Annotated in this window: 12 protein-coding genes; 9 read left to right on the forward strand and 3 right to left on the reverse strand. The window is 61.6% G+C overall.

Annotated features, from left to right (window positions below; translation table 11 throughout):
• Positions 1-415: 415 nt before the first annotated feature.
• Entirely contained in the window at positions 416-1543 is a 1128-nt protein-coding gene (gene bamC / locus NK214_RS17590) for an outer membrane protein assembly factor BamC (RefSeq protein WP_107798512.1), read from the reverse strand.
• Between the two features lie 31 nt (positions 1544-1574).
• Positions 1575-2450, reverse strand: coding sequence for a 4-hydroxy-tetrahydrodipicolinate synthase (gene dapA / locus NK214_RS17595; protein WP_107798513.1), 876 nt, complete (start codon positions 2448-2450; stop codon positions 1575-1577).
• Between the two features lie 175 nt (positions 2451-2625).
• On the opposite strand from dapA, the gene NK214_RS17600 reads away from it, so the two are divergent.
• A complete protein-coding gene (locus NK214_RS17600; RefSeq protein ID WP_107798514.1) occupies positions 2626-4257 on the forward strand; it encodes an ABC-F family ATPase in 1632 nt (543 codons plus the stop codon).
• A gap of 254 nt (positions 4258-4511) precedes the next feature.
• Complete coding sequence (gene fabG / locus NK214_RS17605) at positions 4512-5252, forward strand: 3-oxoacyl-ACP reductase FabG (RefSeq protein ID WP_043638508.1); 741 nt, start codon at positions 4512-4514, stop codon at positions 5250-5252.
• A 67-nt stretch (positions 5253-5319) separates the two neighbouring features.
• On the opposite strand, the gene cysB is transcribed toward fabG, so the two are convergent.
• Entirely contained in the window at positions 5320-6264 is a 945-nt protein-coding gene (cysB, locus tag NK214_RS17610) for an HTH-type transcriptional regulator CysB (protein WP_107798515.1), read from the reverse strand.
• A gap of 112 nt (positions 6265-6376) precedes the next feature.
• Here cysB and NK214_RS17615 point away from each other — a divergent pair, with 112 nt between their 5' ends.
• The 7 genes from NK214_RS17615 to lspA all read left to right on the forward strand — a co-directional run bounded on the left by NK214_RS17615 (position 6377) and on the right by lspA (position 14675).
• A complete protein-coding gene (locus tag NK214_RS17615; RefSeq protein WP_107798516.1) occupies positions 6377-7081 on the forward strand; it encodes a phosphoadenylyl-sulfate reductase in 705 nt (234 codons plus the stop codon).
• Positions 7082-7100: 19 nt separating this feature from the next.
• Positions 7101-8759 carry a nitrite/sulfite reductase gene (locus NK214_RS17620; RefSeq protein WP_227104418.1) on the forward strand — a complete coding sequence of 553 codons (1659 nt, stop codon included), beginning with the start codon at positions 7101-7103 and terminating at the stop codon, positions 8757-8759.
• Positions 8743-9255, forward strand: coding sequence for a DUF934 domain-containing protein (locus tag NK214_RS17625; RefSeq protein ID WP_253315107.1), 513 nt, complete (start codon positions 8743-8745; stop codon positions 9253-9255). Before NK214_RS17620 ends, NK214_RS17625 begins: the two co-directional genes overlap by 17 nt.
• A 238-nt stretch (positions 9256-9493) precedes the next feature.
• Positions 9494-10171 (forward strand): OmpA family protein, encoded by a 678-nt coding sequence (locus tag NK214_RS17630; protein WP_107798519.1) that lies wholly within the window; start codon positions 9494-9496, stop codon positions 10169-10171.
• 173 nt (positions 10172-10344) lie between these two features.
• Positions 10345-11280, forward strand: coding sequence for a bifunctional riboflavin kinase/FAD synthetase (locus tag NK214_RS17635; RefSeq protein WP_107798520.1), 936 nt, complete (start codon positions 10345-10347; stop codon positions 11278-11280).
• Entirely contained in the window at positions 11277-14054 is a 2778-nt protein-coding gene (gene ileS, locus NK214_RS17640) for an isoleucine--tRNA ligase (RefSeq protein WP_253315108.1), read from the forward strand. The genes NK214_RS17635 and ileS overlap by 4 nt, the downstream gene beginning before the upstream one ends.
• Before the next feature lie 132 nt (positions 14055-14186).
• Positions 14187-14675, forward strand: a complete 489-nt coding sequence (lspA, locus tag NK214_RS17645; protein WP_048412579.1) for a signal peptidase II — start codon at positions 14187-14189, stop codon at positions 14673-14675.
• Positions 14676-14701: the final 26 nt, after the last annotated feature.

Below are 14701 nucleotides of genomic sequence, written 5' to 3' on the forward strand. Positions count from 1 at the left end.
TGCTGCCCTGCTGGCTGTAGCCCTGTCCGCTTGCGGTAAGAAAGCTGAAGCTCCGGCTGAAGCTTCCGCTCCTGCTGTTGAAGCATCCGCTCCGGCTGCCGCTCCGGCATCCGCTCCGGCTGCTGAAGCTTCCGCTCCGGCTGCTGCTTCCGCTCCGGCTGCTGAGGCTTCCGCTGCCAAGTAATTCTTGGCCTGCGACAAAAAAACCGGCTATGGCCGGTTTTTTTGTATCTGTAGCAAATGGAACAAGGGGTGTTGCAACATGAAAACAACACAATTGTCTGTTCGCTACAAAGCGTTACATTTCGCCTGATAACGGATGGCCGGATTCATTGACCGGCCATTGGGAAAACAAGGCGCAAAGAAAAGCCCGCGACAGCGGGCTTTATCTTTTGGGACGCGTTGATTTCGCGTCTTATTGCAGCTCGGTTTGCAGCTTGGACAGCGCGGCCTTGCTGAAGGCGTCCGACAGCGGCTTGCCTTGTTTGTCCTGGATGGACACCGTGCTGGAGCCGGGCGCGGTTTCCTTGATCTGCACGCGGTATTCCTGCTCCGTGGGTTTGGCGGATTTGCCGTCGTCGCTCTTCCAGAAGGCGAGGCCGGACCAGAAACCGCCGGACTCGTTCTTGTCGGTTTCGCTCTTGGCCGGTTTGACGAAGTAAACGCCCTGGGAGCGGTCGCGGTCACTGACCACCAGGCCGACGCGGTCCAGCGCCAGGCCGACGCGGCGCCATGCGCGGTCAAACTCGTCGCTGAGCAGCAACTGGCCGTCGACGATGGGGGTTTGCGGCTTGGCCGGCGCGCTCAGCGTCTGCTTGACCTGTTCGCGGGCTTTGTCTTCCGCCATGCCCAGATTCATCATGAAGCGGCCCAGCAACTCGGCTTCCAGGCCCGGGTCGGTGGCGCGTGGCTGCCAGATGGTATTGGTCTTGGTGGTGTCGGCATAGACTTCTTCCATGCCGCGGTGGGAGAAGTAAACTTCCGTGCCGTTGGCGGTCTTTTCCAGACGAATGCGGAACTTGTCGCGCTCGCCGGTGGAGTAGACGCTGCCGAGGCCGACGGTTTCCAGCAGCTTGCGCAGGCCGTCGTTGGGCAGTTTGGCGCGGTTTTCCGCCCAGTCCGTTTCCATCACGCCCACGGCCGGGTCTTCGCTCTTGATCACGAAGCCGTTGTCCTGCCAGAAGGCTTTCAGCGCGGGCCACAGCTGTTCCGGGCTCTTGCCCGACACCACCAGCCAGCGCTGGGTGCCGGCGCGTTCCATCTTGACGTTGTCCAGCTGGTTCAGCGCGACCGAGCTACCGGCCGCCGGCTGTTGCGCCGGCGCGTCGGTCTTGGCGCCCTGGGCGGCGGCGCTGGCGGCGCCTGGGATGGTGTATTTGTTCTGGACTTGCGGCGCGGTCAGATCCGGCGGCACTTCCAGAGTGTTGACGGTTTTGGGCTTGTCGGACTGGTAGTCCAGCTTTTTGGTCAGCGGCTGTTGCGAGCTGCAACCGGCGATAATGCCAGTTGCCAGCAGAATCGCGGCGGGCGCGGTTCGTTTCATGCGGTCTCCCATCGTTTCGGCAGGGGAAGGGTTAAAGGACGTCGGCTTGTTTCATCGCCGCTTCCACGGCCGCTTGCGCGTCGGGGGAGAGCGGAGTCAGCGGCAGGCGGATGCCGGAGGGAATCCGGTTCATCCGCGTCAGCGCCCACTTGGCCGGAATCGGGTTGGGTTCGATAAACAGCTGCTTGTGCAGGCCTTGCAGCTTGTCGTTGATCTCGCGAGCCAGCTTGGCGTTGCCGCTGGTGGCGGCTTTGCACAGCTCGCTCATGGATTTGGGGGCGATGTTGGCGGTGACCGAGATCACGCCGTGGCCGCCGCACAGCATGAAGGCCATGCCGGTGGCGTCATCGCCGGAATAAAGGGTGAAGCCGTCCGGAACGCGCATGACCAGATCGCAGGCGCGGCCGATGTCGCCGGTGGCGTCTTTCAGGCCGACGATGTTGGGGTGGGCGGCCAGGCGCAGCGCGGTGTCGTTGCTCATGTCGGCAACGGTGCGGCCGGGCACATTATAAAGAATGACCGGCAGCTTGCTAGCGTCGGCGATCGCTTTGAAATGCTGGTACAGACCTTCCTGAGTGGGCTTGTTGTAATAAGGCACGACGGACAGCACGTAATCGGCGCCAACCTCCTGGGACAGGTGGCTCAGCTCGATCGCTTCGGCCGTGGAGTTGCCGCCGGCGCCGGCGACGACTTTGACGCGGCCTTCAGCGTATTCGACAACCGCCTTGACCACGGCGATATGCTCGGTCACGTTCAATGTGGCGGATTCGCCCGTGGTGCCAACCGCGACAATGCCGTCGGTGCCATTCTCAATATGGAAATCGACGAGTCGTCGCAGTGCCTCGTAGTCCACCGAGCCGTCTGCGGACATCGGGGTGACCAGGGCGACCAAGCTGCCGGTAAGCATAGTTCAGCCTATCTCAGGGAATAGAAAACAAGGCTTACGATTGTAGCGGAATTCCAGATGCTGGCAAAAGGTAGGCGGCGTTTCCGTGACGGACGGCTCGGGAAAACGCCGGCACTGTGCTAGAATCCCACGTTTTTCCGATACTTACGGCTATTTGGCTGAAGGATCCCTAAGCGTGATTACCACAAGCAACATTACCATGCAGTTTGGCGTCAAACCTTTGTTCGAAAAGGTTTCCGTCAAATTTGGCGAAGGCAACCGTTACGGCCTGATCGGCGCCAACGGTTCCGGCAAATCCACTTTTATGAAGATTCTGGGTGGCGACCTGGAGCAGACCAGCGGCGAGGTGGCCATCGAGAACGGTCTGCGCCTGGGTAAGCTGCGTCAGGATCAGTTCGCCTATGAAGATCAGCGCGTCATCGACGTGGTGATGATGGGCCACACCGAGATGTGGGCGGCGATGAGCGAACGCGACGCCATCTACGCCAACCCGGAGGCCAGCGAAGACGACTATATGCACGCGGCCGAACTGGAAGCCAAGTTCGCCGAATACGACGGCTACACCGCCGAGGCGCGCGCGGGCGAGCTGCTGATGGGCGTGGGCATTCCGGTGGAACAGCACGCCGGCCCGATGAGCGAAGTGGCGCCGGGCTGGAAGCTGCGCGTCTTGCTGGCGCAAGCCCTGTTCTCCAATCCGGACATCCTGTTGCTGGACGAACCGACCAACAACCTGGATATCAACACCATCCGCTGGCTGGAACACGTGCTCAACGAGCGCAACGCCACCATGATCATCATTTCGCACGACCGTCACTTCCTGAACTCGGTGTGCACTCATATGGCGGACTTGGACTACAACACCATCCGCATCTACCCGGGCAACTACGACGACTATATGATCGCGTCGGCTCAGGCAAGGGAGCGTCAGCTGTCGTCCAACAGCAAGGCCAAGGAACGCATCCAGGAACTGCAGGAGTTCGTGGCCCGCTTCTCCGCCAACAAATCCAAGGCGCGTCAGGCGACCAGCCGACTGAAGCAGGTGGACAAGCTGAAGTCCGAAATGGTGGAAGTGAAGCCGTCCAGCCGTCAGAACCCGTTCATCCGTTTTGAAATGGACGACAAGTTCAAGCTGCACCGTCAGGCGGTGGAGGTGGATCACCTGAACAAGGCTTACGACGCCAAGGTGCTGTTCAAGGATCTGAGCCTGATCCTGGAAGCCGGCGCCCGTCTGGCCGTCATCGGCCCCAACGGCGCGGGCAAGACCTCGCTGGTCAAGCTGCTGGCCGGCGCCTTCAACGCGCCGTTCGCCGAAGGCCTGAGCGCCGACCGCGGTTCGATCAAATGGGCGGAAAAAGCCCAGGTCGGCTATTTCGCCCAGGACCATGAAGCCGATTTCGACAGCGATATGACGCTGACCGAATGGATGCGCGAATGGGGCCAGGAAGGCGACGACGAGCAGGTGATCCGCGGCACGCTGGGCCGTCTGTTGTTCGGCGGCGACGAAGTGGGCAAGCCGGTGCGCGTGCTGTCCGGCGGCGAGAAGGGACGCATGCTGTACGGCAAGCTGATTCTGCAAAAGCCCAATGTGATGATCATGGACGAACCGACCAACCATATGGATATGGAATCGATCGAGTCCCTGAACATGGCGCTGGAGAAGTACAAGGGCACCCTGGTCTTCGTTTCCCACGATCGTCAGTTCGTCAGCTCGCTGGCGACGCACGTGCTGGAACTGGACGGCAAGGGCGGTTATGACTACTACACCGGCAACTACGAAGACTATCTGGCCAGCAAGGGCCTGGAGTAAGCCTCGGCTCTTGGTCGGTTACACGCGGTAACTGACCTGTAGAGCAGTTGCTTTACCGGCGGGAGTCAGTGCGCTATATTGCAGTGCGTCTTGTGCGCTGCAATGGCTGCAGCGCACAAACTCCCGCTTTTCTTTTTTGCTTTAAAAAATAACCAATAAAAACAGGTGTTTGGCCATAGGTGGTCGATGGTGGAGTTGTAAGTCCGGCCTCCGGGCGGATTGCCTGTCATCTACAAAGTCAGTAAGGAAAATCCATGCGCTTGAAAGGTAAAGTCTCCATCATCACCGGCGCCGCCAGCGGCATCGGCAAGGCGACCGCCGAGAAATTCGTCAAAGAAGGCGCAGTCGTCGCCGTTTGCGACCTCAATCTGGACGCGGTCAACGCGGTGGTCGAGGAGTTGCAGCAGGCCGGCGGCGAAGCCATAGGCTATAAGGTGGACGTGACCAATAAGGGCCAGATCGCCGACATGGTCGCCGACCTGAAAAACCGCCGCGGCCGCATCGACGTGCTGGTCAACAACGCCGGCATCGTCATGGACGCCCAGTTGATGAAAATGACCGAAGACCAGTTCGACAAGGTGATCGACATCAATCTGAAAGGCGTTTACAACTGTGCCCGCGCGGTGATCGACACCATGGTGGAGCAGGGCGGCGGCGTGATCTTGAACGCGTCCTCGGTGGTGGGCGTCTACGGCAACTTCGGCCAGACCAACTACGCGGCGTCCAAGTTCGGCGTCATCGGCTTCGTCAAGACCTGGGCCAAGGAGCTGGGCAAGAAGGGCATCCGCGCCAATGCGGTGTGTCCGGGCTTTGTCGCCACTCCCATCCTGCAATCGATGCCGGAAAAAGTGATCCAGGCGATGGAAGACAAAGTGCCGATGCGGCGCATGGCCGACCCGACCGAGATCGCCAACGTCTACGCCTTCCTGGCGTCCGACGAGGCCAGCTACATCAACGGCGCGGCCATTGAGGTGACAGGCGGCCTGACGCTCTGATCCTGCGCCCCTGTACGCGAAAACGCCCCGATATCGGGGCGTTTTGTTTTGTCTGGCCGGAAGCGGCTCAATCCTCGCTGTCCGGGTCGCGCGCCAGCAGCGCGGCTTCGACTTCGCGCCGGTGCAGATGGGGCGCGAACAGTTCGATGAAGGTGTAGGCGAAGCCGCGCAGATAGGCGTCCTTGCGGATGCCGATCTTGGTGGTGGACGGCTCGAACAGATGGCCGGCGTCCAGCAGCTGCAGATTGATATCGCGCTCCGGCTCGTAGGCCATGCTGGCGATGATGCCGATGCCCAGCCCCAGGCTGACATAGGTCTTGATCACGTCGGTGTCTATCGCGGTCAGCACCACATTGGGCGCCAGGCCCTGATCGGCGAAGGCCTTGTTGATCTTGGAGCGGCCGGCGAAGGCGAAGTCGTAGGTGACGATGGGGTAGCGGGCGATGTCCGCCAGCGTCAGCGGGCGATCCAGCTTGGTCAGCTCGTGCCCTTCCGGCACCACGATGGAGCGGTTCCATTCATAGCAGGGCAGCATCGCCAATTCCTTATACAAGGCGATGCCTTCGGTGGCGATGGCGAGGTCGGCTTCGCCGGACACCACCATTTCGCAGATCTGGGTGGGGCTGCCCTGCTTGATCGACAGCCTCACCTTGGGGTAACGTCGAACGAACTCGGCGATGGCCGGCGGCAGCGCGTAGCGCGCCTGAGTGTGTGTGGTGGCGATGGTCAGCGCGCCTTCCGCCTCCTTGGAGAATTCGTCGCCCACCCGTTTCAGATTCTGCGCTTCGCGCAGAATGCGCTCGGAAATGCGCAGCACCTCCTTGCCCGGCTCGGACACCGAGACCACCCGCTTGCCGTTGCGGATGAAAACCTGGATGCCCAGCTCGTCCTCCAGCAGCCGGATTTGCTTGGAAATGCCCGGTTGCGAGGTGTGCAGCTTTTCCGCGGCCTCCGAGACGTTCAGCCCTTGCTTGGCCACCTCGACCAAGTAACGCAGTTGTTGCAGCTTCATGCGACGCCATCCTCTATAAAACCTGTAGTAATTAAATACTAACACAATATTCTTTTCGGTTTATAAGCGGCTTGGGTAGGATTGTCATGAAATTTCCTGCCTGGAGCCTTTGATGAGCCTGGAAGCAAAACTGGACGCCACCGTCGCCTGCCTCAGGACGATCGCGGCCGAGCATCCGGACGCCGTGCTGGCCAACAGCTATGGCGCCGAGGACATGGTGCTGACCGATCTGATCGCCCGCCTGGGCCTGGGCATCGCGGCCTTCAGCCTGGACACCGGCCGCCTGCCGGCGGAAACCTACGACCTGATGCAGCGGGTGGAAGAGCGTTATCCCAGCCACCCCGTCGCCGTGTATTTCCCGCAGTCCGCCGCGGTGGAGCAGTATGTGGCCCTCCACGGCATCAACGGCTTTTACCGCAGCGTGGACGCGCGCAAGTCCTGTTGCCAGCTGCGCAAGCTGGAGCCGCTAAGGCGCGCGCTGGCCGGGCGGTCCGCCTGGATCACCGGGCTGCGGCGCGAACAGTCGCCGACGCGCCAGGATCTGCAGGTCAGCGAATACGACGCCGACAACGGCCTGCAAAAGTTCAGCCCGCTGCTGGACTGGAGCGAGGGCGAGGTCTGGGACTATCTGCGCGCACACGAAGTGCCCTACAACGCCCTGCACGACCGCCATTACCCCTCCATCGGCTGCGCGCCCTGTACCCGGGCCATTTCGGTGGGCGAGGACGTCCGCGCCGGCCGCTGGTGGTGGGAAAACCCCGATTCCAAGGAATGCGGCCTGCACGTCAAGGCCAGCCCGTTGAAACGCCCGGCATAGCGCCGCCTGAAAGAGCACCATGTATCAATATGATGAAGTCGATCACCGCATCGTGCGCGAGCGCGTGGTTCAGTTTCGAGATCAGACCCGGCGCTATCTGGCCGGCGAACTGAGCGAGGACGAGTTTCGCCCGCTGCGGCTGATGAACGGCCTGTACGTGCAGCGCCACGCGCCCATGTTGCGCGTCGCCATTCCCTACGGCCACCTGCGCAGCGGCCAGCTGCGCAAGCTGGCCGACATCGCCCGCCGCTACGACAAGGGCTACGGCCATTTCACCACCCGCCAGAACATCCAGTTCAACTGGCCGGAGCTGGCGCGGGTGCCGGATATCCTGGAAGAGCTGTCCACGGTGGAAATGCACGCGATCCAGACTTCCGGCAACTGCGTGCGCAACACCACCACGGACGCCTTCGCCGGCGTGGCCGGCGACGAGCTGCTGGACCCGCGCCCCTGGTGCGAGATCATCCGTCAGTGGAGCACGCTGCACCCCGAGTTCACCTTCCTGCCGCGCAAATTCAAGATCGCGGTGTCCGGCAGCGTGGAAGACCGCGCGGCCACCCGCGTGCACGACATTGGCCTGCACGTGGTGCGCAACGAGGCCGGCGAAGTCGGTTTCCGCGTGATGGTGGGCGGCGGACTGGGGCGCACGCCCATCGTCGGCGACGTGGTCAAGGATTTTCTGCCCACCCCGCATCTGCTGACCTATCTGGACGCGGTGCTGCGGGTCTATAACCGCTTCGGCCGCCGCGACAACAAATACAAGGCGCGCATCAAGATCCTGGTCAAGGCGATGACGGTGGAGGGCTTCGCCGCCAAGGTGGAGGACGAATGGCTGCATATCAAGGGCGGCCCGGCCACGCTGCGCGACGAGGACGTTGCGCACTACGCCAGCTTTTTCACCGATCCGCCGTATCAGACGCTGCCGGCCAATCCGCCCGAGCTGCGGACCTGGCTGGAAGAAGACAAGGGCTTCGCCCGGTGGGCGGAGCGCAATACCCGCGCTCACAAGCGGCCGGGTTATCGTTCGGTCGTGCTGTCGCTGAAACGCGCCGGCGTGCCGCCCGGCGACATCAGCGCGGAACAGATGGACGCGGCGGCGGAATTGTCCGAGCGCTTCGGATTCGGCGAACTGCGCGTCGCCCATGAACAGAACCTGGTGTTGCCGGACGTGCCGGAAAAGGATTTGCACGCCTTGTGGCAGCTGGCGCGTCAGCACGGCTTCGCCACTCCCAATATCGGCCTGCTCACCGACATCATCTGCTGTCCGGGTGGCGACTTCTGCTCGCTGGCCAACGCGCGCTCGATTCCGGTGGCCGAGGCCATCCAGCAAACCTTCGAGGACATGGACTATCTCTACGACCTCGGCGACATCGACTGCAATTTCTCCGGTTGCATGAATGCCTGCGGCCACCATCACATCGGCAATATCGGCATTCTGGGCGTGGATAAAAACGGGGAAGAGTGGTACCAGATCACGCTGGGCGGCAGCCAGGGCAGCGCCACCAGCATAGGCAAGGTGATCGGGCCCTCGTTCGCCCAGGCCGACGTGCCCAAGGCCTTCACCACTATCATGAGCGTCTATCTGGAGCAACGCGGTCCGGGCGAGCGCTTCATCGAAACCGTGCGCCGCATCGGCATCGAACCCTTCAAGGAGCGGGTGTATGCCAAACATCATTAAACAGGGACAAGTCCGGCCCGACGATTGGAATCTGCTGCGCCAGGATGAAAACGGCCAGTTGCCGGAAACCGCCGCGGGCGGCAATGTGATCGTGCCGCTGTCCGATTGGCTGGAACGACGCGCGTTCTGGCGCAGCCATGCGGCGCGGGTGGGCGTCTGGCTGGGACCGGAGGACGATCCGGGGCGGCTACTGGCCGATTTGCCAGAGCTGGAGCTGATCGCCGTCGATTTTCCGGCCTTCACCGACGGGCGCGGCTACAGCCATGCGCGCTTGCTGCGCGAGCGCTATGGCTATCGCGGGGAACTGCGGGCGATCGGGGATGTCTGGCAAGACTTGCTGCATTCCATGGCGCAAGTTGGTTTTGATGCATTTGCCATCAAGGACGGCAAGACACTGGAATCTTCGCTGGATGGTTTCAATACTTTTAGCGAAAACTATCAGGCTACCGTGCTGAACCCGCTGCCACTGTTTCGTAGGCGCGTCACATCGGTGTAATGTGTGGCTTATGCGAGACAGAGGCTGAAAAAAAACGCTTTTTTTGACGTTTTTTTGCAACGGATTGCTCGCAATCTGTGGCGCCTCAAGTTGACATGGGATTGCAGCGTTTCTATAGTGCGGGTTAACTGCATAAACACAGTTTGCAGATCACCCTGTTGTTTGCAGTAAAATTGTTCGTGTGGTCTTTGCGTCAGCCCGCATTGCTACCCATTTTATAGATTAAAGAGGGAATAACATGACTAAACAGCTGAAACTGAGCGCCCTGGTTGCTGCTCTGTTGGTTTCCGCTAGCGCTTTTGCTGCTAAACCTGGCTATGCCGTTGACCAGTCCACCGAATCCGTGACTCGCAACAACTACGGCGAGTGCTGGAGAACCAACTTCTTCGACAAGGCCAAGGACGGCCTGGTTGAATGTGGCGACCGTGAAGCTGCCAAGCCGGTAGCCGAAGCTCCGAAGCCGGTGCTGGTTTCCGAAAAAGAAAAAGTCACCCTGTCCGCTAAAGTGCTGTTCGACTTCGACAAGGCCAAGCTGCGCGCCGACGCCAAGAACGAACTGGACCCGCTGGTTGAAAAGCTGAAAGCCAACGCCGGCAAAGGCTACCTGAAGTCCGTTGAAGTTGCTGGCTACACCGACTTCATGGGTTCCGCCGCTTACAACAACCGTCTGTCGCAAGAGCGCGCCGACGCTGTTAAAGGCTACTTCATCGCTGCTGGCGTTCCGGCTGAAAAAGTGACCTCCGTAGGTCGCGGCTCCGCTGAAGCCAAGATGACCGCCGAGTGCAAGGCCAAATTCCCGAAATACCAGAAGAAAGGTTCCAAGCAGAACCTGGCTATCAAGGAATGCATCGAGTCTGATCGTCGCGTTGAGCTGACCATCGACGCGGTTAAAGAGTCCCTGGTTGAGAAGAAGTAATCTCGATTAGTCGCTCTGTTCAAAAAGCCCCGCAATCTTGCGGGGCTTTTTGCATTGGACGGCGGAGGGCGGGCTCCTTTCGCCGTCGCCGCCCCAATTGCGTTTCATGTCTGGACGCTATCCGTGGCTGGCAGATACAATCGAAGGTTTTCAGGACGCAATAAGACCAGCACATGCAGGTATTTTTTGGAGATCCGCGGCGTTATCAGCTGCCAGCCTGCGCCTTGACCATCGGCAATTTCGACGGCGTGCACCTTGGCCATCAGAAAATGCTGCAGCGCCTGCGGCTGGAAGCCGACGCGCGCGGCTTGCCGACGGCTCTGTTGACCTTTGAACCCCATCCGCGGGAGTTCTTCGCGCGCGACAAGCCGCCCGGCCGCCTGTCAACGCTGCGCGACAAACTGGCTTTCTTGCAGCGGCTGGGCCTGGTCGACTATGTGTTCGTCTATCGCTTCAACCACGGTTTCGCCGGCATGTCGGCGCAGGACTTCATCGACAAAGTCCTGGTGCAGGGCTTGCAGACCAAGTACTTGCTGATCGGCGACGACTTCCAGTTCGGCGCCAAGCGGCAGGGCCACTTCGAAATGTTGAGTTCCTGTCCCCATTTCGTCACCGAGGCGATGCCGACGGTGCTGGCCATGGGCGAGCGAGCGTCCAGCAGCCTGGTGCGCGAGCGGCTGGCCGCCGGCGACTTGAGCGGCGCGGAAAGCCTGCTGGGGCGCGAGTACCAGATTTCCGGCCGTGTGGTGCACGGCAAGAAACTGGGCCGCACCATAGGTTTCCCCACGGCCAACATCCATCTGCCGCATTTGCGTCCGGCCTTGCAGGGCGTGTTCGTGGTGCAGGCGGAGACCGACGCCGGCGTGCTGGGCGGCGTGGCCAGTCTGGGTTTGAACCCGACGGTCAGCGATACCCCGGACTACAAACTGGAAGTGCATCTGTTCGATTTCGCCGGCGATCTCTACGGCCAGCGGCTGACGGTGCGATTCCTGAAGAAACTGCGCGACGAGGCGCGGTATGATGATTTATCGGCGCTGATCGCTCAGATCGAAAAAGACGCGGCCAGCGCCAAGACCTATTTGACAAGTTTGCAGCGAGAGCAGGCATGAGCATCGATTATCGAAAAACCGTAAACCTGCTGGATACCCCCTTCGCCATGCGCGGGGATCTGGCCAAACGCGAACCGGCCTGGGTCAAGCGCTGGCAGGAGGAGAAGCGCTACGAGAAGCTGCGCAAGCTCTCCGCCGGCCGTCCCAAGTTCATCCTGCATGACGGCCCTCCGTACGCCAACAACGACATCCACCTGGGCCACGCGGTCAACAAGGTGCTGAAGGACATCATCGTCCGCTCCAAGACGCTGGCCGGTTTCGACGCGCCCTATGTGCCGGGTTGGGACTGTCACGGCCTGCCCATCGAATTGATGGTGGAGAAGCTGCACGGCAAGGACATTCCCGCCGCCAAATTCCGCGAGCTGTGCCGCGAATACGCGAAAGAGCAAGTGGCGCGCCAGAAGAAGGGCTTCATCCGCCTGGGCGTGCTGGGCGATTGGGACAATCCCTATCTGACCATGGATTTCAAGACCGAGGCCGACATTGTGCGCACCCTCGGAAAAATCTTCGAGAACGGCTATCTGACCAAGGGCGAGAAGCCGGTGCACTGGTGCATCGAGTGCGGCTCCTCGCTGGCCGAGGCCGAAGTCGAGTATGAGGACAAGCTGTCGCCGGCGATCGACGTCGGCTTCAAGGTGGTGGACGCGGACAAGGCGGGCGAAGCCTTCGGCGCCGACGCTTCCGGCGCGATGGCGGTGATCTGGACCACCACGCCGTGGACCTTGCCGGCCAACCAGGCGGTCGCCGCCGGCGCCGAACTGGTTTATCAATTGCTGGACACGCCCAAGGGCAAGCTGATCCTGGCCAAGGAGCTGGCCGAGGCGGCCTTGAAGCGCTACGGCGTCGAGAGCTGCCAGGTGTTGGGCGAGGCCAAGGGCCGGGCGCTGGAGCTCTTGCAGCTGCAACACCCGTTCTACGCGCGCCAAGTGCCGGTGATCCTGGGCGACCACGTGACCACCGACGCCGGCACCGGCCTGGTGCACACCGCGCCGGCCCACGGTCTGGAAGACTTCCAGGCCGGCCTGCATTACAAGCTGCCGGTGGCCAACCCGGTGGCGGACAATGGCCGTTACAAGACCGGCACCGAGCTGTTCGCCGGCCTGCTGGTCTGGGACGCCAATCCGCGCATCATCGAAACGCTGGAAGAGCACGGCGCGCTGGTGCACAAGGCCAAGCTGGAGCACAGCTACCCGCATTGCTGGCGTCACAAGACCCCCATCATTTTCCGCGCCACGCCGCAGTGGTTCATCGGCATGGACAAGGCCGGCCACGGCGGCGAGACCCTGCGCTCCATCAGCCAGCGCGCGGTGGACGCCACCGAGTTCTTCCCGGCCTGGGGCCGCGCGCGCCTGGACGCAATGATCAAGAACAGCCCTGACTGGTGTGTGTCGCGCCAGCGCAATTGGGGCGTGCCGATGACCTTCTTCATCCACAAGGAAAGCGGCGAGCTGCACCCGCGCACGGCGCAATTGCTGGAAGAAGTGGCGTTGCGCATCGAGCAGCAGGGCATTGAAGCCTGGTTCAGCCTGGACGCCAAGGAGTTGCTGGGCGAAGAGGCCGAGCAGTACCGCAAGCTGTCCGACACCCTGGACGTGTGGTTCGATTCCGGCTCCACCCATTTCGCCGTGCTCAAGCAGCGCGCCGAACTGGCCTGGCCGGCGGACCTGTACCTGGAGGGTTCCGACCAGCATCGCGGCTGGTTCCAGTCCTCGCTGAAAACCGGTTGCGCCACCATAGGCCGCGCGCCGTACAAGCAGTTGCTGACCCACGGCTTCACCGTGGACGACAAGGGCTACAAGATGTCCAAGTCGCGCGGCAACGGCATTGCGCCGGAAGAGATTTGCGGCACCCTGGGCGCCGACATCCTGCGCCTGTGGGTGGCCAGCGCCGACTACTCCGGCGATATGTCGCTGTCGCAGGAAATCCTGAAGCGCACGACGGAAAGCTATCGCCGCCTGCGCAACACCATCCGCTTCCTGCTGTCCAATCTGTCGGATTTCGATCCGCTGGAACACGCCGTGCCGCTGGCCAATATGGTGGAACTGGACCAGTACGCGCTGCTGCGCGCGCGCGAAGTGCAGGAAAAGGCGGCGGGCGAACTGTACTCGCGCTACGCCTTCCACCATGTGGTGCAGGAAGTGGTGGGTTATTGCTCCGAGGATCTGGGCGCCTTCTACCTGGACGTGATCAAGGACCGTTTGTACACCACCAAAGCGGACAGCCACGCGCGCCGCAGCGCTCAGACCGCGCTGTACCACATCACCCGCAGCTTGCTCTTGCTGGTGGCGCCCATCCTGTGCTTCACCGCCGACGAGGCGTGGAACGTGCTGGTGGACAGTGAGGAAGAATCGCCGCTGTATCACGTCTGGCATGAATTCCCGGCCCAGTCCGCCGAGCGCGAAGCGGCCTTGTCCGCCAAGTGGCAGGCCATCCGCGAGCTGCGCGCCCAGGTCAACAAGCAGATCGAAGCGCTGCGCAGCGCCGATCAGCTGGGCTCCTCGCTGCAGGCGGAGATCGAAATCGAGGCCGACGGCGAGCTGTCGCAGTGGTTGAACGCTTTGGGCGATGAACTCAAGTTCGTGCTGATTGTCTCTAAAGCCAGCGTCAAGCAAGGCGAGCAAACCCGCGTCAGCGTGGCGTCGTCGACGCAGCAGAAGTGCGAGCGTTGCTGGCACTATCGCGCCGACGTCGGCAGCCACGCCGGCCACGGCGCGGTGTGCGGCCGTTGCGTGGACAATATCGACGGCAAGGGCGAGACGCGCCGCTTCGCCTGATCCGCGTAGACGACGCGGCGGCATGGCCGGGCCGGAAGCATGGGAACGCTCAGCGTTCCGGGCTTCCGGCGCTTTGATATAGAGTGCGCGGAGTTCCGCTTCGCGTCGTGGAAAGGTCTGATGGAATCTGCAATGACTATGCCCAAGGCCAAGCAATGGCCGAAGTGGTTTGCGCTGGCCGCGGTGATCGTGCTGCTGGATCAATTGACCAAGATCTATTTCAACGGCAATTACCAGTACGGCGAAGTCCGGGAAATCATTCCCGGCTTTTTCGGGTTTACCTTGCTGTACAATCCGGGCGCGGCGTTCAGCTTCCTGCACGACGCCGGCGGCTGGCAGAAGTATCTGTTTTCCGGTCTGGCTTTCGCGGTGTCCGGCTGGCTGGGCTGGAATATCTTCAAGAACCGCTTCAGCGGGCTGATGAACCTGGCTGCGGCCTTCATCATGGGCGGCGCGCTCGGCAATGTGATAGACCGCATCGTCCATGGCCATGTGATCGATTTCATCCAGGTGCATTACTACAGCAGCTGGTCGTACCCGGCCTTCAATCTGGCGGACTCCTTCATCTGCGTGGGAGCCGCCTTGATGGTGCTGGACAGTTTCAGAAAGCCGCGCGCCTGAGCGCCGCGGCTTGAGCAAGGATTGAG

This window comes from Chromobacterium sp. S0633 (assembly GCF_024158805.1).
GTDB lineage: Bacteria > Pseudomonadota > Gammaproteobacteria > Burkholderiales > Chromobacteriaceae > Chromobacterium.